At 70.0% G+C, this 18,142-nt stretch carries 18 protein-coding genes; 9 read left to right on the top strand and 9 right to left on the bottom strand.

The features are described from left to right. A partial coding sequence (gene purL / locus MHY30_RS14005) for a phosphoribosylformylglycinamidine synthase subunit PurL (protein ID WP_239277766.1) occupies nucleotides 1-2,320 on the top strand: 2,320 nt, incomplete at its 5' end. A 34-nt stretch (nucleotides 2,321-2,354) separates the two neighbouring features. Then, entirely contained in the window at nucleotides 2,355-2,492 is a 138-nt protein-coding gene (locus MHY30_RS14000; protein ID WP_239277764.1) for a hypothetical protein, read from the top strand. Nucleotides 2,493-2,591: 99 nt separating this feature from the next. Here the strand turns inward: MHY30_RS14000 and MHY30_RS13995 are convergent, their stop codons facing one another. Then, nucleotides 2,592-3,287 carry a TrkA family potassium uptake protein gene (locus MHY30_RS13995; RefSeq protein WP_239277762.1) on the bottom strand — a complete coding sequence of 232 codons (696 nt, stop codon included), beginning with the start codon at nucleotides 3,285-3,287 and terminating at the stop codon, nucleotides 2,592-2,594. Beyond that, a complete protein-coding gene (locus tag MHY30_RS13990) occupies nucleotides 3,280-4,650 on the bottom strand; it encodes a TrkH family potassium uptake protein (protein ID WP_239277758.1) in 1,371 nt (456 codons plus the stop codon). Before MHY30_RS13990 ends, MHY30_RS13995 begins: the two co-directional genes overlap by 8 nt. A 138-nt stretch (nucleotides 4,651-4,788) precedes the next feature. Here MHY30_RS13990 and MHY30_RS13985 point away from each other — a divergent pair, with 138 nt between their 5' ends. Together MHY30_RS13985 and MHY30_RS13980 are read left to right on the top strand one after the other, a co-directional pair. Then, the gene (locus tag MHY30_RS13985) at nucleotides 4,789-5,706 is read left to right on the top strand and encodes a hypothetical protein (RefSeq protein WP_239277757.1); all 918 of its coding nucleotides are present in this window, start codon (nucleotides 4,789-4,791) and stop codon (nucleotides 5,704-5,706) included. Nucleotides 5,707-5,715: 9 nt separating this feature from the next. Then, the gene (locus MHY30_RS13980) at nucleotides 5,716-6,435 is read left to right on the top strand and encodes a hypothetical protein (protein ID WP_239277756.1); all 720 of its coding nucleotides are present in this window, start codon (nucleotides 5,716-5,718) and stop codon (nucleotides 6,433-6,435) included. Nucleotides 6,436-6,444: 9 nt separating this feature from the next. On the opposite strand, the gene MHY30_RS13975 is transcribed toward MHY30_RS13980, so the two are convergent. Continuing rightward, nucleotides 6,445-6,705, bottom strand: coding sequence for a DUF3253 domain-containing protein (locus MHY30_RS13975; RefSeq protein WP_239277755.1), 261 nt, complete (start codon nucleotides 6,703-6,705; stop codon nucleotides 6,445-6,447). A gap of 47 nt (nucleotides 6,706-6,752) precedes the next feature. Here MHY30_RS13975 and MHY30_RS13970 point away from each other — a divergent pair, with 47 nt between their 5' ends. After that, nucleotides 6,753-7,499 carry a YqjF family protein gene (locus MHY30_RS13970; RefSeq protein ID WP_239277753.1) on the top strand — a complete coding sequence of 249 codons (747 nt, stop codon included), beginning with the start codon at nucleotides 6,753-6,755 and terminating at the stop codon, nucleotides 7,497-7,499. Between the two features lie 27 nt (nucleotides 7,500-7,526). On the opposite strand, the gene MHY30_RS13965 is transcribed toward MHY30_RS13970, so the two are convergent. From MHY30_RS13965 to MHY30_RS13950, 4 genes are all read right to left on the bottom strand, one after another. Beyond that, entirely contained in the window at nucleotides 7,527-8,432 is a 906-nt protein-coding gene (locus tag MHY30_RS13965) for a glycine betaine ABC transporter substrate-binding protein (protein WP_239277748.1), read from the bottom strand. A gap of 151 nt (nucleotides 8,433-8,583) precedes the next feature. Beyond that, nucleotides 8,584-9,480: a proline/glycine betaine ABC transporter permease gene (locus MHY30_RS13960; RefSeq protein WP_239277747.1), complete on the bottom strand. Its 897-nt coding sequence runs from the start codon at nucleotides 9,478-9,480 to the stop codon at nucleotides 8,584-8,586. Further along, nucleotides 9,480-10,802: a glycine betaine/L-proline ABC transporter ATP-binding protein gene (locus tag MHY30_RS13955; protein ID WP_374204620.1), complete on the bottom strand. Its 1,323-nt coding sequence runs from the start codon at nucleotides 10,800-10,802 to the stop codon at nucleotides 9,480-9,482. Before MHY30_RS13955 ends, MHY30_RS13960 begins: the two co-directional genes overlap by 1 nt. A gap of 323 nt (nucleotides 10,803-11,125) precedes the next feature. Beyond that, on the bottom strand, nucleotides 11,126-11,431 hold the full coding sequence (locus MHY30_RS13950; protein ID WP_239277744.1) for a chorismate mutase: 306 nt from the start codon (nucleotides 11,429-11,431) through the stop codon (nucleotides 11,126-11,128). A gap of 66 nt (nucleotides 11,432-11,497) precedes the next feature. Between MHY30_RS13950 and MHY30_RS13945 the strand changes: the two genes are divergently transcribed. Next, nucleotides 11,498-12,622: an AI-2E family transporter gene (locus tag MHY30_RS13945; RefSeq protein ID WP_239277741.1), complete on the top strand. Its 1,125-nt coding sequence runs from the start codon at nucleotides 11,498-11,500 to the stop codon at nucleotides 12,620-12,622. A gap of 24 nt (nucleotides 12,623-12,646) precedes the next feature. On the opposite strand, the gene MHY30_RS13940 is transcribed toward MHY30_RS13945, so the two are convergent. After that, nucleotides 12,647-13,846: a beta-propeller fold lactonase family protein gene (locus MHY30_RS13940; protein ID WP_239277740.1), complete on the bottom strand. Its 1,200-nt coding sequence runs from the start codon at nucleotides 13,844-13,846 to the stop codon at nucleotides 12,647-12,649. A 1-nt stretch (nucleotide 13,847) separates the two neighbouring features. Continuing rightward, on the bottom strand, nucleotides 13,848-15,134 hold the full coding sequence (locus MHY30_RS13935; RefSeq protein ID WP_239277737.1) for an adenylosuccinate synthase: 1,287 nt from the start codon (nucleotides 15,132-15,134) through the stop codon (nucleotides 13,848-13,850). A gap of 119 nt (nucleotides 15,135-15,253) precedes the next feature. Between MHY30_RS13935 and MHY30_RS13930 the strand changes: the two genes are divergently transcribed. The 3 genes from MHY30_RS13930 to argG are packed head-to-tail and all read left to right on the top strand — an operon-like array spanning nucleotide 15,254 to nucleotide 18,133. Further along, a complete protein-coding gene (locus MHY30_RS13930) occupies nucleotides 15,254-15,976 on the top strand; it encodes a Pr6Pr family membrane protein (RefSeq protein WP_239277735.1) in 723 nt (240 codons plus the stop codon). Between the two features lie 4 nt (nucleotides 15,977-15,980). After that, nucleotides 15,981-16,637 carry a peptidylprolyl isomerase gene (locus tag MHY30_RS13925; protein WP_239277732.1) on the top strand — a complete coding sequence of 219 codons (657 nt, stop codon included), beginning with the start codon at nucleotides 15,981-15,983 and terminating at the stop codon, nucleotides 16,635-16,637. A 53-nt stretch (nucleotides 16,638-16,690) separates the two neighbouring features. After that, nucleotides 16,691-18,133, top strand: coding sequence for an argininosuccinate synthase (argG, locus tag MHY30_RS13920; RefSeq protein WP_239277730.1), 1,443 nt, complete (start codon nucleotides 16,691-16,693; stop codon nucleotides 18,131-18,133). Nucleotides 18,134-18,142: the final 9 nt, after the last annotated feature.

The following is an 18,142-nucleotide window of genomic DNA, read 5'->3' as shown; positions in this document are numbered from 1 at the left end:
CCACCGCACGGCCCTCGCCGACACGGTCGAGAACGCGATCGCGACCCCCGAGAAGGATCAGCCGTACGGCGCGCTCGGGCTCAAGGACGACGAGTACGCCAAGATCCGCGAGATCCTCGGCCGCCGCCCCACCAGCGGCGAGCTGGCGATGTACTCGGTCATGTGGAGCGAGCACTGCTCCTACAAGTCGAGCAAGATCTACCTGCGCCAGTTCGGCCAGAAGGTCAGCGACGAGATGAAGACCCGCCTCATGGTCGGCATGGGCCAGAACGCCGGGGTCGTCGACGTGGGCGACGGCTGGGCGGTCACCTTCAAGGTCGAATCGCACAACCACCCGAGCTACATCGAGCCCTTCCAGGGCGCGGCCACCGGCGTCGGCGGCATCGTCCGCGACATCATCTCGATGGGTGCCCGCCCGGTCGCCGTCATGGACCAGCTCCGCTTCGGCGCTATCGACCACCCCGACACCCCGCGCGTGGTCCACGGCGTCACCAGCGGCATCTCGTTCTACGGCAACTGCCTGGGCCTGCCGAACATCGGCGGCGAGACGGTGTTCGACTCCGTCTACCAGGGCAACCCGCTGGTGAACGCCCTCGCTGTCGGCGTCCTCCGCCACGAAGACCTCAAGCTGGCCAACGCTTCCGGTGCGGGCAACAAAGTCGTGCTGTTCGGTGCCCGCACGGGCGGCGACGGCATCGGCGGCGCGAGCATCCTGGCATCCGACACCTTCGCCGATGGCGGACCCACCAAGCGTCCCGCGGTGCAGGTGGGCGACCCGTTCGCCGAGAAGGTGCTCATCGAGTGCTGCCTCGAGCTGTACCGCGACGACCTCGTGGAGGCGATTCAAGACCTCGGGGCCGCGGGCATCTCGTGCGCCACGAGCGAGCTCGCCGCCAACGGCAACAGCGGCATGAAGGTCGAGCTGTCGAAGGTGCTGCTGCGCGACCCGTCGCTCACGCCCGAAGAGATCCTCATGTCGGAGTCGCAGGAGCGCATGATGGCGATCGTCGCGCCCGAGAAGCTCGACGCGTTCCTCGCGGTCGTCGGCAAGTGGGACGTCGAGACGAGCGTCCTCGGCGAGGTCACCGGCGACGGCCGCCTCGTCATCGACTGGTACGGCGAGCGCATCGTCGACGTCGACCCTTCGACCGTCGCGGTCGACGGCCCCGTGTACGAGCGCCCGGTCGCCTACCCGACGTGGATCGACGCGCTGAACGAGGACTCCGCGGCGAAGCTCCCCCGGGCGACGGATGCCGAGACTCTCCGCGAGCAGTTCACGACCCTCGTTGCGAGCCCGAACCTCGCCGACACGTCGTGGATCACGAACCAGTACGACTACTACGTGCTCGGCAACACCGCGCTGAGCTTCCCCGACGACGCCGGCATGATCCGCGTCGACGAGGAGACCGGGCTCGGCTTCGCCATCGCAACCGACTGCAACGGTCGCTACTGCCAGCTCGACCCCTACACCGGCGCGAAGCTGGCCCTCGCCGAGGCGTACCGCAACGTCGCCGTCACGGGCGCGGTGCCGACGGCGGTCACCGACTGCCTCAACTTCGGCAGCCCCGAGAACCCCGAGGTCATGTGGCAGTTCAGCCAGGCCGTCGAGGGTCTCTCCGATGGATGCCTCGAACTCGGCATCCCCGTCACGGGCGGCAACGTGTCGTTCTACAACCAGACCGGCGACCAGCCGATCCACCCGACCCCCGTCGTGGGCGTCATGGGCATCATCGACGACGTCGCCGCGCGCATCCCGAGCGGATGGCAGGATGCCGGCGAGAACCTGTACCTCCTCGGCGTCACGGCCGACGAGCTCGACGGCTCGCAGTGGGCCGGGACGATCCACGACCACCTCGGCGGACGTCCGCCGAAGGTCGACCTCGCGCAGGAGCGCAAGCTCGCCGAACTGCTGCAGGCCGCGGGTTCGCAGTCGCTCGTCTCCAGCGCCCACGACCTCTCGTCGGGCGGTCTCGCGCAGGCCCTCGCCGAGGGCGTGATGCGCTTCGGCGTCGGCGCGCGGGTGTGGCTCACCGAGCTCATGGAGCGCGACCGAGTGGATGCCACCGCCGCCCTGTTCAGCGAGTCCACGGGCCGCGTGCTCGTGAGCGTGCCGCGCGAGGAGGACGTGAAGTTCCGGGGCCTCTGCGACGGGCGCGGCTACCCGGTGCTGCGCATCGGCGTGACCGACGTCGAGCCCGGTACCGAGGCGAAGCTCGAGATCCAGGACGTGTTCACCGTTCCCGTGTCGGAGCTGCGGCGCCTGTCGACCGAGACGCTCCCGGCCGTGTTCGGTCCGACGGTCGCCGAGCCGGTCGCCTGAGCTCCGGCCGACCGCCGCACGAAAGGATTCCGCGATGACCGAGCCCGACGATGACATGGCGGGCTTCGACGCGCGCCGGCAGCGCCGCGTGAAGATCACCGCGTGGGTGGTCATCGCGGCGCTCATCCTCACGGGCGGCGGCGCGACGGTGCTGACGCTGCTGTTCGGCTGACGCGCCAGGGCGCGAGGCCCGTGACGCGCAGAGCGTGAGGTGCCAGGATTTGTCGCCTGGGGTTCACACCAGGCGACAAATCCTGGCACCTCACGCGCGTTAGAGCAGCGCGGCGAAGCGCTCCGTACGTTCGACGGGGCCGATGACGATCAGCACGTCGCCGGCCGACACCACGGATTCGGCGCCCGCGGGGCGCCACTCGCCGTCGGCACCCTTGATCTTCACGATCGTCACGCCGTGGCGGCGCCGCACGGCAGCCTGCTGGAGTGTCATCCCGACCAGTTCCTCGGGCGCGACCGTCTTGGCGACCACGAGGTCCTTGTCGAACTCGACGTAGTCGAGCATCGCGCCGCGGACGAGGTGGGCGACGCGACGCCCCATGTCGGCCTCGGGGAAGATCACGTGCTCGATGCCCAGCTGCTCGAGGATCAGCCCGTGCTGCTCGCTGATCGCTTTGGCCCAGATGGACCGCACGCCCATCCGCTTGAGCAGCGATGTCGTGAGGATGCTGGCCTGGATGTCGGTTCCGATGCCGACCACGACCCGGTCGAAATCGAGGACGCCGAGCTGCTCCAGGGCCGTCTGCTTGGTGGAGTCCGCACGCACCACATGGGTGAGGACGCCGTTGAGCGACTGAACGATCTCTTCGTCGGTGTCGATGCCGAGCACCTCGGTGCCCGAACGGGCCAGCTCGGTGGCCAGCGCGCCGCCGAATCGCCCGAGGCCGATCACGGCGATGGCGGACGCGCCTCCGCGGGAGCGCCGGCGGCGGAAGAAGGGGGACGAGTTATCCAATGATCGGACGCTCCTTCGGCAGTTCGTACATGCGCTTCTGACGTGTCAGCGCCAGGGCGGTCCCGAGCAGCACCGGGCCGAGACGGCCGATGAACATCAGGACGATGAGGATGAGCTGCGCCGCGGCGGGAAGATCGGCGGTGATGCCCGTCGACAGTCCGACCGTGGCGAAGGCGGAGATCACCTCGAACAGGACCCTGTCGAGGCCGAACGGGGTCATGACCATGATCGCGAGCGTGGACCCGACGACCAGCGCCAGCGAGAGCAGCGCGACCGTGAGGGCCTCACGGTGGGTCGAGCGGGGAAGACGCTTGCCGAACATGTTGACCGCGGTGTCGCCGCGGAGTTCGGCGACGATGATGAACAGCAGAACGGCGAACGTGGTGATCTTCAGACCGCCCGCCGTACCCGCGGGGCCGCCTCCGATGAACATGAGGATGTCGGTGACGTACCAGCTGGCCCCGTGCATCTGCGACACGTCGATCGAATTGAACCCAGCGGTGCGCGGCATGACCGACATCGTGAAGCCGGCGAGGATCCGGCCCGCGGGGTCCATGGGACCGAGGGTCGCCGGGTTCGACCACTCCAGCGCCGTCAGGGCGACGGCCCCGGCGACGAGCAGGAAGGTCGTGCCCGAGACGACCGTGACGGTGTTCAGCGTCCACCGGCGCGGGAACCGGATGCGACGGCGCAGCTCCATGATGACCGGGAAGCCCATTCCCCCGAGGATGATCGCGGCGCAGATGGGCAGGCAGATCCACGGGTCCGTCGCGAACGACATCAGGTTGTCGCTGAAGAGCGCGAAACCGGCGTTGTTGAACGAGGACACGGCGTGGAACACCCCGAGCCACACGGCACGACCGAACGGCTCGTCGTAGGCGAGCCAGAACCGGCCCGTCAGCAGGACGGCGACGACGACCTCGGTCGCCAAGGTGATGACGGCGACGCCGACCAGGACGCGGCGGACATCGCCCACGGCGACGGTGTGCGTCTCGCTGACCGCCGTGAGCCGCGTGCGCAGACCCAGCCGTCGAGCCACCAGCAGTCCGAGGAGCGTGGCCAGCGACATGACACCGAAGCCGCCGATCTGAATCAGCACCATGATGACGATCTGACCGAACGGAGACCAGAACACCGGCGTGTCCACGACGATATGGCCCGTCACGCACAGCGCACTCGTCGCCGTGAACAACGCCTCCAGGAACGTCGCGCTGCGTTCCTCGGTGGCGGCGGGAAGACTCAGCAGGGCTGTTCCCACCGCCAGCACCGACCCGAAGGCGAGGGTGATCGCCTGGCCCGGGGTGAGACGGAAGGATGCACTCGGCACGCCGCGCCCGAGCACCGCGGTTCGGCGGAGTCTCACCCCGCAACGATCTCACACCTTCGGGGGGAGCCGTCTCCCCCGCCGCGGGGGTGGCGGCATCCCCCTTCCGCCTGCGCAGGGCGGCCGGCGGCATCCGCCCCCCTGCACGACTCCCATGCCGCGACGTAGCATGAAGGAGTGGAACCGCTCCTGGCGTTGCTCGCCGAGTGGTGGTGGATCGGCCCCGCCGCGGCCGGTGCCGGCACCGTCGGCTGGATCGGCGTGCGTCGCACCCGACGCCGCGCCTTGCCCGCGGGCTCGTCGACGACAGACCGCGCCGCGCGGTCATGGGCGAACCGCCCGCTGAGCAAGACCGCGGCTCGTCGCCTCGAACTGGACGCCGCCCTTCTGGATCTGCAGACGGCGCGCCACGCCGTCACCCGCGGTCGGGCAGAAGTGAAGATCGCGGATGCCGAGGTGATGCGCGCTCAGGCCGAGCGGGCGGCGGCCCGCGTCTCGCCCGAGGCGGTCACGTCCGCGCGCGCTCGCCTCACCGCGGCGCAGCGGGAGGTGCGCGCGGCGTCGGCTGAGATCCGTGCCCGGCGTGCCGCCGTGCGAGCCGCGAAGGCGATGCTCCCCGCGATCCGCGCGGGCAACGCCCCCCTCCCCGTCGCTCGGCTCTTCGCCGAACACGACGCCGTCCTGGTCCGCTGGATGGCGTACGAGACCGACCCCGCGCTGGCGATCGATTTCCCCGCCATGAGCGACCCGGCCTCGCCCCTTCTCGCCGACTTCCTGCGCGCGCAGGAACGCGCGCAGTGGCTCCGTCCCGCCTCGACGACCACGAGGCTCGAGCCCGCGGAGTTCCTCGCGTACCGCGACGCCGTCCGAGCGCTGAACCACGCGTTCGAGCGGGCTGAGCGCGCCGCGCGTCGCGGCCGAGACGACCGCCCCGACGTCGACCCCACCGACGCCTGGGGCCGCGTCGCCTCCGACTGGGCCGAACAGGCGCAGCGTGCGCTGGCCTGGTCGATGGAGAACATGGGGCGCGCGGCATCCCGGTCCTGGAACGAGCGTCAGGCGAAGCGGACGCGGAAGAACGACCCGAACGCGTAGCGTGGCGGCGTGAACGAATTGCTCCAGTTCGCCGGGAACTACTGGTGGCTCGTCTTCCCCCTCTTCGGCATGACGATGGGTGCCATCGGGACGGTCAGCAAGCAACGCGAGCTCTCCGCCCGCCGCCGCCACCGCGAGCAGCTCGAACTCCTCCGGGCGCAGAACGGCGGGATGCCGGCATCCGCTCCCCTTCCGCCCGCTCCCGACCCGGTCGGAGACGACCTCGCCCGCGTCGAGGCGCGACACGACGACGTGACGCATCGGTGGCTCGACTACGAGCTCGACGTCTCGAAGCTCATCTCGTACCCGGCGATGAGCGACGGGAGGCAGCCGCTCACCGCGGCGTTCCTGCGCGCGAAGAAGGTGGCCGACAATCTGCGCCCTGCGCCGGGCGAGAAGCCGACGCCCGAGCGCCTCAACGACTACCGCGACGCCGTGACCGACTACGAGGTCGCGTTCGAGCTGGCCGAGCGTGACGCGCGGCGGGTGAAGGCCGCCGCGTTCACGCCCGAGGAGCGCAAACGCCTCGACACCGCGCAACAGCTCCTGGGCGTCGCCGTCGACGAGGCCGCCACGCCGAACGAACGGCAGGTGGCCTATCGGCGTGTCCGGCAGGAACTGGACGGGCTGATCTGGCTCAGCGACGAGGCCGTCGAGAATCTCGAGAAGAAGGTCGCGCGCGAACTGCCCCGGCCGACGTCCGAGACTCCGCCCGGGCCCGCCGTCTGACGACGCCGTTCATCGCGCACGGCGGATGCGCACCGGACCGCGGGCCGTGGTCACGTCGACGACCTCGCCGCGCTGGGTGACCTCGACCTCGCCCTGGTCGGCGAGCTCACGCGCGGCATCCCGGGCCGGCTGCATGAGGTCGCGCCAGTCGTCGCCGCCGACCGCCCGCGCCGCCTCCGACGGACAGATGGTCGCGCCCTCGGCGCGCTGCGCGAGCAAAGAGCGAATGGATGCCACCAGTCGAGGATCCGCAGCAGACGAGGACGCCATGTGTCCAGTCTCCCCCCGCCCCCGGGCGCACGGGCCAGAATCCTCACGTGACCCTCGAACGACACGCCCCCGCGCTCCCCGGCCGCGCCGTCATCGAACAACGGTGGAATCGCGCCGTGTTCGTCCACTGGCGCGTCGACCCCACCGACGTGGCCCCGATGCTCCCGGCCGGGACGCACCCCGACGTGCACGACGGGTCGGCCTGGGTTGGACTGGTGCCGTTCGTGCTGAGCGACTTCCGGTTCCTGCCGCTGCCCCGGGTGCCGTTCCTCGGCACGTTCACCGAGATCAACGTGCGGACGTACGCCGTCGACGACGCCGGCCGCCGCGGCGTCGTGTTCCGCACGCTCGAGGCCGAGCATCTGGCGCCGGTGCTGGCGGCGCGGGCGCTGTTCGGGCTGCCCTACCGCTGGGCGCGCGCCGGTGTCCGCACCGACGGACAGCTCATCGAGTTCCGGTCGCGGCGCCACGGGGGGCGGCATCCGGGAACCCGCCTGCGCGCGCGGCTGGGCACCGACACCGTCGACACCCCGCTCTCGCGGTTCCTGACCGCGCGCTGGGGCTTCCACGAGCGGCACCTCGGCCGTACGATCTGGGCCGCGAACACGCATGAGCCGTGGCCTCTCGTGAATGCCGAGCTCGAGACGCTCGACGACGAGCTCGTCGCCGACGCGGGTTACCCGCAGCTCGCCGGACGTGCCCCCGACTCCGTGCTGGCGATGCCGGCCGGGCACCCCGGGTTCCGCACCCGCTTCACCGCGGCACGCGTGATCGCGAAAGCCCCCTCCGCCTGAATCGGTGGAGGGGGCTCGCGGGGTGCGTCAGGAGCGCTGCGTCGAGAACGCGTCCGGGTACTGCTCGAGCCACGCGTCGATGGCCTCGGCCTCACGGCCTTCGCCGTACTCGTTGACCACGAGGTCCTCGAGGGCGCCGTACTGCTCGTCGTTCAGCTGGATGCCGGCGATGAGCTCCGCGGCATCCGGGTACTGCTCGGCGAAGCCGGACGTCCCGAGGAAGTGCAGCGCCTCGGGGTCGCCCATGAGGCCCTGCGGGTCTTCGAGGTCCTTCACGTCGTACGCGTCGTTGGCCCAGAACGGACGCCACAGCGTGACCACGATGTCCTCCTGCGCCGCGATGGCGTTGTCGAGCTCGGTGAGCATAGCCGCGGTCGAGGAGGTGACGAGCTCGTACTCGGCATCCAGACCGTAGCCGGGGAGCATCGATTCCTGCGTCTGCTTCGTCAGACCCGCACCGGGCTCGATGCCGAAGATGCGGCCGTCGAAACGCGCCGCGTTTCCGGCGAGCTGGTCGATCGAGTCGATGTCGACGTAGCTGGGCACCGCGATCGTGAGCTTGGCGTTGTCGTAGTACGACCCCAGGTCCTCGATGTCGGCGCCGTACTCCTCCATGTAGTCGGCGTGCGTCAGCTCGGGCCACGCCGAGGGGTAGATGTCGATGTCGCCCTGGGCCAGTCCGGTGTACAGCGGCCCGGCCTCGGTGAGCGTCTGCATCTCGACGTTGTAGCCGAGCTTCTCGAGCTGGTCCTCGAGCAGGTAGGCGGTGCTGAGGCCGTCGGTCCACGACGGCAGGAAGCCGAGGGTGATCGTGCCCTTGTCGCCGCCGTCGCCGGCGCCTCCCTCGGCCTGGTTGCCGCTGGCACAGCCGGCGAGCGCGAGGGCGCTGACAGCGCCGAGGGCGAGGGTGCTGGTGAGGTGTCGCTTGTTCATGTGAATGCTCTCTTTCGGTTCCGTATGTCGTTTCGTTCTTGCGCGCGCGAGTCTCGGTTGCGCGAGTCTCGCTTGCGCGAGATGCCAAGATTTGTCGCCTCTGGTGCCGCATGGGCGACAAATCTTGGCGACTCGCGCCCTTCGCGGCGGGTCAGGCGGCCGTCGGGATCGGGGTGCGGGTGCGGCGCCGGGCGACGACCCCGCGCAGCGAGGACCGGTGCTCGGCGGGGCTGCCCAGGGCGGCGGTCAGCCGGTCGAGGTAGACCGCGAGGATGACGACGCTCAACCCCGCCTCGACGCCCTTGGGCAGGTTGACGGTGGAGATCGACTGCACGACCTCCTTGCCCAGCCCGTCGGCGCCCACGATGCCGGCGACGACCGCCATCGACAGGGCGAGCATGATGACCTGGTTGATGCCCGCCATGATCGTCGGCATCGCGAGCGGCAATTGGATGCCACGGAGGATCTGGCGAGGCGTCGCACCGAAGGCGTGCCCGGCCTCGACGGTCTCGGAGTCGACGCCGCGGATCCCCAGCTCGGTCAGACGCACGCCCGGGGGGAGCGCGAAGATCACCGTCGAGACGACGCCGGGGACGACACCGATGCTGAAGAAGGTGATCGCCGGGATCAGATACACGAAGGCGGGCATCGTCTGCATGAAGTCGAGGACCGGCTTCAGGATCGCGCGGACGGTCGCGTTGCCCGCCGACCAGATGCCCAGCGGCACCGAAATGGCGACGGCCACGACGGTCGCGACCAGGACGAGCGCGAGCGTCTGCATCGCGGTCACCCACTGCCCCATGGCCAGGATCAGCGTGAACCCGACGACGGCGCCGACCGCGAGCTTCCACGAGCGCAGAAGCCACGCCAGAAGAGCGGCGACGGCGATCACCACGACGATCGGAGTACTGAGCAAGACGTCGCTGAGTCCCCCCACGAGGAAGCGGACCACCACGGCGACGAGGTCGAACAGACCCGACAGGTTGTCGCGGAGCCAGTCCACGCCGGCGTCGACCCACTGACCGACCGGAATGCGAAAACCCTCCATCAGCGCACCCCCTCGATTCCGGATGCCGCGGCTTCGTCGGCCAGGACGGCGTCGATCTCCGCGGAGGACACGGGCTGAGGCAGCACGGTGATCTCCTCCGTGGCGGTCGGACCGGGGCCGAGCGCCGCGAGAAGCGTGACGCGCGGGATGACACCGGTGAGGCGACCCTCGGCGTCCAGCACCGCCAGGGGAAGAGGCGACTCGATCGCCGGAACGAACAGGTTCATGAGCACCTCGTCCTCGCGGACACTGTGCGGAATCGGCTGGAGCCTGCCCAGGAGCGAGCTCTCCCCCGCGCGCACCAGCTTCACGGCATCCCGGTCGGTGATGATGCCGAGCGGTTTGCGATCGCGATCGGTGACGTACACGGCCGACATGTAGGCGTCGCGCATCTGCCGCAGGGCGGTGCGCGGGCCGGCCGAAGCGTCCACGCGGGGGCGAGGGCGCTCCATGACGTTCGCCGCGGTGAGCACCCGGGCACGGTCGACGTCCTGCACGAACTGCTCCACGTAGTCGTTCGCGGGGTCGGTGAGGATGTCCTCCGGGGTGCCGATCTGGACGATCCGTCCATCGCGCATGACCGCGATGCGGTCGCCGAGGAGCATCGCCTCGTTGAGGTCGTGGGTGATGAAGACGATGGTCTTCTGCAGCGTGCGCTGGAGCTCGAGCAGCTGCTCCTGCATCTCGCGCCGGATGAGCGGGTCGAGGGCGCTGAAGGCCTCGTCCATGAGCAGGATGTCCGTGTCGGCGGCCAGGGCACGGGCGATGCCGACGCGCTGCTTCATCCCGCCCGAGAGCGCCGAGGGGAGCTTGTCGCCCCACCCCTCGAGACCCACGAGGGCGAGGATCTCGTCGGCCTTGGCGAGCCGCTCGGCCTTGCTGACGCCGCGGATCTCGAGCGGGTACGCGACGTTCGCGGCCACCGTGCGGTGGGGCAGGAGGGCGAAGTGCTGGAACACCATCGCGATGCGCTCCCGGCGGAGGGTGCGCAGACGGGAGGGGCTGACGCCGGTGAGCGGGTCACCCTGCACCTCGACGGTGCCGGCGGTGACGTCGTGCAGGCCGTTGAGCATGCGGATGATGGTGGACTTGCCGGATCCGGACAGGCCCATGATGACGAAGATCTCGCCGGGCCGGACGTCGAAACTGGCGTCAATGACGGCGGCCGTGCCGGCGTCGTCGAGCTGATCGCGGGAAGCGCCGGCTCGGAGCTTGTCGACCGCGGTCTGGGGAGCGCGGCCGAAGACCTTGAAGAGGTTCTTGGCCGCGATGGCATGCGGGTGGGTCACTGTGTGCACCTGGGCGGCCTCGGGTGGCCGCATCGGTCACGCCCGGGTGGCAGCCGTTCAGCGCTCGTCGGGGGCGAACGCGTCGGCACCGGACGTCTGGTCCGGGCCAGGGCCGCCGACCGTACGCTCGCGGCGCGACTCCCCCGAGTCGGCACCGGCGACCGCGGACTGGTCGGGTGGGCGGCCCTTTCGGGCCTCCCCTACCGTTTCACGCTGATGGATCCCCTGGCAAACCGGCCGTCGGCTTGCGTTCCGCGGCCCGACATGGCACGCGCGGGCGCGTGGCGGTGCGCACCGGCATTGCCCTCCCATCCCGCCTCGCCGCGCGGGTCGGGCGTGTCGCGAGGACGCGACGCTCAGCCGTCGGTCGCGTCGCTCGCGGCAGAGCGATGGTGTCGGATGACCTCGGCCACGACGAAGTTGAACCACTTCTCGGCGAACGCGGGATCGAGGTCGGCCTCGGCCGCGAGGCGCTTCAGCCGGGCGATCTGCTGCTCTTCACGCGCAGGGTCGGATGCCGGCATCCCATGCTGCGCCTTGAGAACGCCGACCTGCTTCGTGCAGCGGAAGCGTTCGGCGAGCAGAAAGATGAGCGCGGCGTCGATGTTGTCGATGCTGCCGCGCAGGCCCTGCAGGATCGTCGTGGGGTCGGCGTCGGTCATGGGTCCTCCCGGATCCCGACCTTATCGCGCAGGGGCTCCGGCGACGGTGCGCCCTACAGTGTCACCATGAGCCGATCGACCCGTCCCGACCCCTCCGCCGCCGGCGCCAACGCCGGGGAGGTCACTTCGCGCGATCGTCCCGTGTGGTCCGCGATCGCACGGCCGTACGCGGCGGGTTTCTTCCTGACCCTGGGTGGGCTGACGGCGATCCTCCTGGGCCTCGCCCTGTCGAACCTCTCGACGGTGCTCATCTACATCGCGATCGCGCTCTTCGTCGCTCTCGCGCTCGACCCCCTGGTCCGGCTGCTCGTCCGCCGGGGTGTCTCCCGCGCCTGGGCCATCGTCATCGTGTTCGGCGGGCTCGCCGTCATCCTCGTGGCTGCGCTGTGGCTGCTCATCCCCCCGGTCGTGCGTCAGATCGAGCAGTTCGTCACCGACATCCCGAGCTTCGTCAACGACCTGATCAACAGCGACGCCGTGCAGTGGGTCGAGGCGAACTTCGGAGACAGCCTCGGCAGCATCCTGACGGAGGTGCAGTCGTTCTTCACGAACCCCGCCAACCTCACCGCGATCGGCGGCGGTCTGCTGCAGGTCGGCGTCAACATCGCCACCGGCATCTCGGGCGCGATCATCGTGCTGGTGCTGAGCCTGTACTTCTTGGCATCCCTGCCGTCGATGAAGAACTCGCTGGTCCGTCTCACCCCCGCCCGCAGCCGGGAGACGGTCGCGCAGATGACCGGGCAGATCACCGAATCGGTCGGTGGCTACCTCGCCGGGATGGTGGTGCTGGCCCTGTTCAACGCGGTCTTCGCCTTCATCGTGCTGACGATCCTGCAGCAGCCGTTCGCGGCGCTGCTGGCCGCCCTCGCGTTTGGGATCACCCTCATCCCCCTGGTGGGTTCGGTGCTCTTCTGGGCTACCGCCACCGTGTTGACGCTGATCGTCGACCCGGTGTCCGGTCTCATCTTCGCGGCGGTCTATCTGGTGTACATGCAGGTCGAGGCATATGTGCTGACGCCGCGAGTGATGAACCGGACGATCTCCGTCCCCGGCTCACTCGTCGTCATCGGCGCTCTGGTCGGCGGCACGTTGCTGGGGCTGCTCGGCGCCCTCGTCGCGATCCCGGTCACGGCGTCGCTCCTGCTCATCATCAAGCAGATCATCATCCCGCGGCAGGACGCGAAGAAGTAGACCTCGGCTCCTGCCGGGGCCGGCTCAGCGCATCGGAAGCAGGCGCGTCGGCGACGGGGACGCCGTGCGGTGGCGCACACGGCCTGGAACGCCCGTGCGGGCGTCGAGGGGCAGCGACACGATCTCGTCAGCGAGCTGACCGGCCACGAGCAGCGTGTCGTTGACGACGACGTGGTGGCGCGGCCAGTGCGTTCCGGCCTCGGCGAGCGCGGTGAGCTGCAGCGACTCACCCGCGCCGCGCACGGCGAGCACACCGATCGTGTCGCTGCCGCGGACGCCGGCGTACAGCGTCGAGGCGTCACGGCTGGCACACAGCTCGGCAGCGGTGTCGCCGTCGAGGGTGCCGAGGAGCGGCTCGCCCGAGATGACACGCCAGCGCCCCTCGGCATCCGGAGCGAGCACGAAGACCTCGCGGCTGAGCTCGGTCACGACGTAGAGGTGGCCGGACGGATGCCACAGCGCGTGCCGGGGTCCGCTGCCCTTCGGCAACGCCACCTCGTGCACGAGGCGCAGGCCCACCCCGGTGGAGCGCCAGAAGCGCACGAGGTCGAGGCCCATGTCGGTGGTGGCGAACAGCCCCCGGGGAAGCGCGATCGTCTGATGCGCGCGCGAGACGCGGGCGCCGGCGGCCGCCTCTTCGGACTCGGCGTCGGTCTCGGGCAGCGCGTCGTAGGCGGGGACGAGGTGCCCGAACTCCTCGCCCGCGGCGTCGCGGAGGGCCCGGGCGGCGGCAGCGAGGTCGGGGACGACAGCGCCCGACACGCGGGCGCCGGTCTCGACGACGGATGCCTCGGGCGCCCCGCCGTACGGATCGCTCGCGGCGACGGCGATCTCGGGCGCCGACGGACGGCCCGCGGTGTCCAGTGCGATGCGAACGACACGTCCATCGCCCCAGCAGCTGGCGACCAGGAAGGACCCGTCGGGCGCGACGGCGACGTGGCACACGGCCTCACCCGCGGGGACCGGTGCACCGAAGGGGGCGAGGCTCGTCTCGCCGGTACGGCGGTAGGCCTGCACCGCCCCGTCGGACTCCAGGGCGGCGTAGAGCACGTCGAGATGCGGGTGCGACGCGACCCACGACGGCGAACCGGGGGCGGCGACGGCCGTCCCGACCATGCCGAGAGGCCCCGATGCCCACACCGAGTCGGCGTCCCCCGCCTGCAGGATGCCGATGCCCTCGGCCGACCCCGCGTCAGGCGCGTAGGCGCCGACCCAGAAGCGCACGTCAGTCGATCAGGTCGTGGCGGACGATGACCTGGTCGCGCGCCGGCCCGACACCGATCACCGAGATCCGCGTTCCGCTCATCGCCTCGAGCGCGAGGACGTAGTCGCGAGCGGTCTGCGGCAGATCGTCGAACGTGCGCGCGGCGGAGATGTCTTCGCTCCAGCCGGGCAGGTACTCGTAGATCGGCTTGGCGTGGTGGAAGTCGGTCTGGTTGACCGGAAGGTCGTCGTAGCGCTCCCCATCGACGTCGTACGCCACGCACACCGGGATCTGCTCGAGGCCGCCGAGGATGTCGAGCTTGGTGAGAACGAGGTCGGTGATGCCGTTGATGCGCGTCGCGTAGCGGGTGATGGGCGCGTCGTACCACCCGACGCGGCGCGGACGACCCGTCGTCGTGCCGAACTCGAAGCCGCGCGACCGCAGCCAGTCGCCGCTCTCGTCGAACAGCTCGGTGGGGAACGGACCGGAGCCGACACGGGTCGTGTAAGCCTTCACGATGCCGACGATGCGGTCGAGGCGGTTCGGTCCGACGCCGGAACCGGTGGCGGCGCCGCCCGCGGTCGCCGACGACGACGTCACGAAGGGGTAGGTGCCGTGGTCGACGTCGAGCATCGTGGCCTGACCGCCCTCGAAGACGACGACGTCACCGGCATCCAAGGCGTCGTTCAGAAGAAGCGAGGTGTCGCTCACCATGGGGCGAACCCGCTCGGCGTAGGAGAGCAGGTCTTCCACGATCTCGTCGACCGTGATCGAACGACGGTTGAAGACCTTCACCAACAGGTGGTTCTTCTGATCGAGAGCACCTTCGACCTTCTGCCGCAGGATGTTCTCGTCGAACAGGTCTTGCACCCGGATGCCGACACGGTTGATCTTGTCGGCGTACGCGGGGCCGATGCCTCGTCCGGTCGTGCCGATCATGCGCTTGCCCAGGAACCGCTCGGTGACCTTGTCGAGCGTGCGGTGGTACTGCGTGATGATGTGCGCGTTGGCGCTGATCTTCAGCCGGCTGGTGTCGAGGCCGCGAGCGTTGAGCGCCTCGAGCTCGTTGAAGAGCACCTCGAGGTCGACGACGACGCCATTGCCGATCACGGGCGTCACACCGGGCGAGAGGATGCCACTGGGCAGCAGATGCAGCGCGTACTTCTCGTCGCCGATGACGACGGTGTGGCCGGCGTTGTTGCCGCCGTTGAACTTCACCACCCAGTCGGTGCGTTCACCGAGCAGGTCGGTGGCCTTGCCCTTGCCTTCGTCGCCCCACTGGACGCCGACGATCACGATTCCGGGCATGTGCGCTCCTCGCGTGTTATCCGGCGGTACGCCCCATCCTATCGAGCGGGCCCGACACGCCCCGCCGGGGTTGTCCACAAGCCCGCCCCGGCCCCTCGTGGGCTCACTACTCTGAGCGCATGCTCCGCTCCCGTTCCTGGGCGACTTCGTGGACCGTCCTCCGCCTGGCCATGGCCGCCCTCATCGTCGCCGCGATCATCGCGCAGTTCCTCTCGACCGTCGGTACGGCGGCGCGAGATGGCCGAGACGTCGCCACCACCGTGGCGAACTTCTTCAGCTACTTCACGATCCTGTCCAACACCGCTTCGGCGGCTGTTCTGATCGCCGCGGCCGTGTGGTTCCTGCGGCGCGGCCGGCGGATCGCGCCCGAACCGGCGGCGATCGCCGCGGCCCTGGCGTGGGTGACGACCTACATGGTCACGACGGGCGTGGTCTACAACCTGCTTCTCCGCGCGATATCGACCGGACCGGACACGGTCGGCTGGTCGAACGAGGTCATGCACGTGTGGGCGCCGCTGTTCCTGCTCATCGACCTCTTCGTGGGTCCGTGCCGTCGCCGTTTGCCGTGGAGTTCCGCGGTGGGGGCCTCGGCCTTCCCGCTCGTGTGGATCGCCTACACGCTGGTCCGCGCCCCGCTCGTCACCAACCCCACGAACGGTCTTCCGTACTGGTACCCGTACCCGTTCCTCGACCCGAACGATGGCGGGTGGGGAAGCGTCGTCGGATACATCATCGGCATCGCGATCGGCATCGTCGTCGTCGCCGTCGGTGCGATCGCCGTGGGCCGAGCTCGCGGCATCCACACCCCTTCACACAACGACCGGGAGGGGGTCGTACTCTAGGCGGGTGCGTACGCGTCTGTTCGCGGCGACCCTCGCCGCCTCCGCTCTTCTCGTTCTCGCCGGCTGTGCGGGAGACGGAGCCGCCACCCCGACATCGGCGCCGGCGGGTGCCGACGGGTGCACGTACACCGCCGCCGGCGAGGCCGAACGACCGGTGTCGCCGCCGAGCCCGGATGACGAGCCGACGGGCGAGGTCTCGGCCGTGTTGGAGACGTCGGCCGGAGACATCCCCCTGACCCTCGACGCCGACAGCGCGCCGTGCACCGTCGGCAGCTTCGTGTCGCTCGCCTCGCAGCAGTACTTCGACGACACTCCGTGCCACCGCCTGACCACTCAGGGCATCTTCGTCCTGCAGTGCGGAGACCCGAGCGGCACCGGCACGGGCGGGCCCGGCTACCGCTTCGACGACGAGCTCGACGGGTCCGAGACCTACGCGGCCGGCACCGTCGCCATGGCCAACGCCGGTCCGGGAACCAACGGCTCGCAGTTCTTCCTCGTGTACGAAGACACCGACCTGCCGGCGGCCTACACGGTCTTCGGGCGCCTCTCGGCCGATGGTCTCGCCGTGGTGCGGGAGATCGCGTCCGCGGGCACCGCGACCGGCGGCGGCGACGGCCCACCGGCCACCCCGGTGACGATCACCGGCGTCGCGATCGACTGACCCCGTCCCGAGCGTTTCGGGGGGTGGCATCCGTCCCCAATAGAATCGAGCGCATGTCCAAGGTCCTGCAGTCCCTTCCCGTCGGCGAACGCGTCGGCATCGCGTTCTCGGGTGGTCTCGACACCTCGGTGGCGGTCGCCTGGATGCGCGACAAGGGCGCTGTGCCCTGCACCTACACCGGCGACCTGGGGCAGTATGACGAAGACGACATCGCCTCGATCCCGGGACGCGCGACGCAGTACGGCGCCGAGATCTCACGCCTGGTCGACTGCAAGACGGCGCTCGTCGAAGAAGGGCTCGTCGCCCTCGCGTGCGGCGCATTCCACATCCGCTCGGGCGGCCGCACGTACTTCAACACCACTCCGCTCGGTCGCGCCGTCACCGGCACGCTGCTTGTGCGCGCGATGAAGGAGGACGGCGTCGACATCTGGGGCGACGGGTCCACCTACAAGGGCAACGACATCGAGCGGTTCTACCGTTACGGCCTGCTCGCCAACCCCGCGCTGCGGATCTACAAGCCGTGGCTCGACGCCGACTTCGTCACCGAGCTCGGCGGGCGCAAAGAGATGAGCGAGTGGCTCGTCGCCCATGACTTCCCCTACCGCGACAGCGCCGAGAAGGCGTACTCGACGGATGCCAACATCTGGGGCGCGACGCACGAGGCCAAGACGCTCGAGCACCTCGACGTCTCGCTCGAGACGGTGGAGCCCATCATGGGCGTCCGGTTCTGGGACCCCGCGGTCGAGATCGAGACCGAAGACGTCACGGTCGAGTTCGAGGGCGGACGCCCCGTCGCGATCAACGGCACGCGCTTCGACGACCCGGTGGCGCTGGTGCGCGAGGCCAACGCGATCGGCGGACGCCACGGCCTGGGCATGAGCGACCAGATCGAGAACCGCATCATCGAGGCGAAGTCCCGCGGCATCTACGAGGCGCCGGGCATGGCCCTGCTGTTCATCACCTACGAGCGCCTGGTCAACAGCATCCTCAACGAGGACACCCTCGCCACCTACCACGAGCAGGGCCTCCGTCTCGGGCGCCTGATGTACGAGGGCCGCTGGCTCGAGCCGCAGTCGCTCATGCTGCGCGAGTCGATCCAGAAGTGGGTCGGCTCCACGATCACGGGCTCGGTCACCCTTCGCCTGCGCCGCGGCGAGGACTACACGATCCTCGACACCGTGGCATCCGGGATGTCCTACTCGCCCGAGAAGCTCTCGATGGAGCGCGTCGGCGACGCCGCGTTCGGCCCCGTCGACCGCATCGGCCAGCTCACCATGCGCAACCTCGACATCGCCGACTCGCGCGCGCGCCTCGAGCAGTACGCGGGCCTCGGCCTCATCGGCGGACCCACCGGCGAGCTCGTCGGCGACGTCGCCGCCGGCGGCGCCCGCGAGATCATGGAGTCCGCCGCTCCCCGCGGGGCCGCGGACGAGCGCCTCGCCGAGGCGACCGACGCCGCCGGCGAGTCCGCCGCGTTCGACACCGGCACCGACTGACCCCCCCCC

It is taken from the genome of Microbacterium sp. ACRRU (assembly GCF_022346945.1).
Taxonomy (GTDB): Bacteria; Actinomycetota; Actinomycetes; order Actinomycetales; family Microbacteriaceae; genus Microbacterium; species Microbacterium mcarthurae.
Note: the sequence above shows the minus strand (reverse complement) of the source record. Positions and strands in the feature narration are given on the sequence as shown.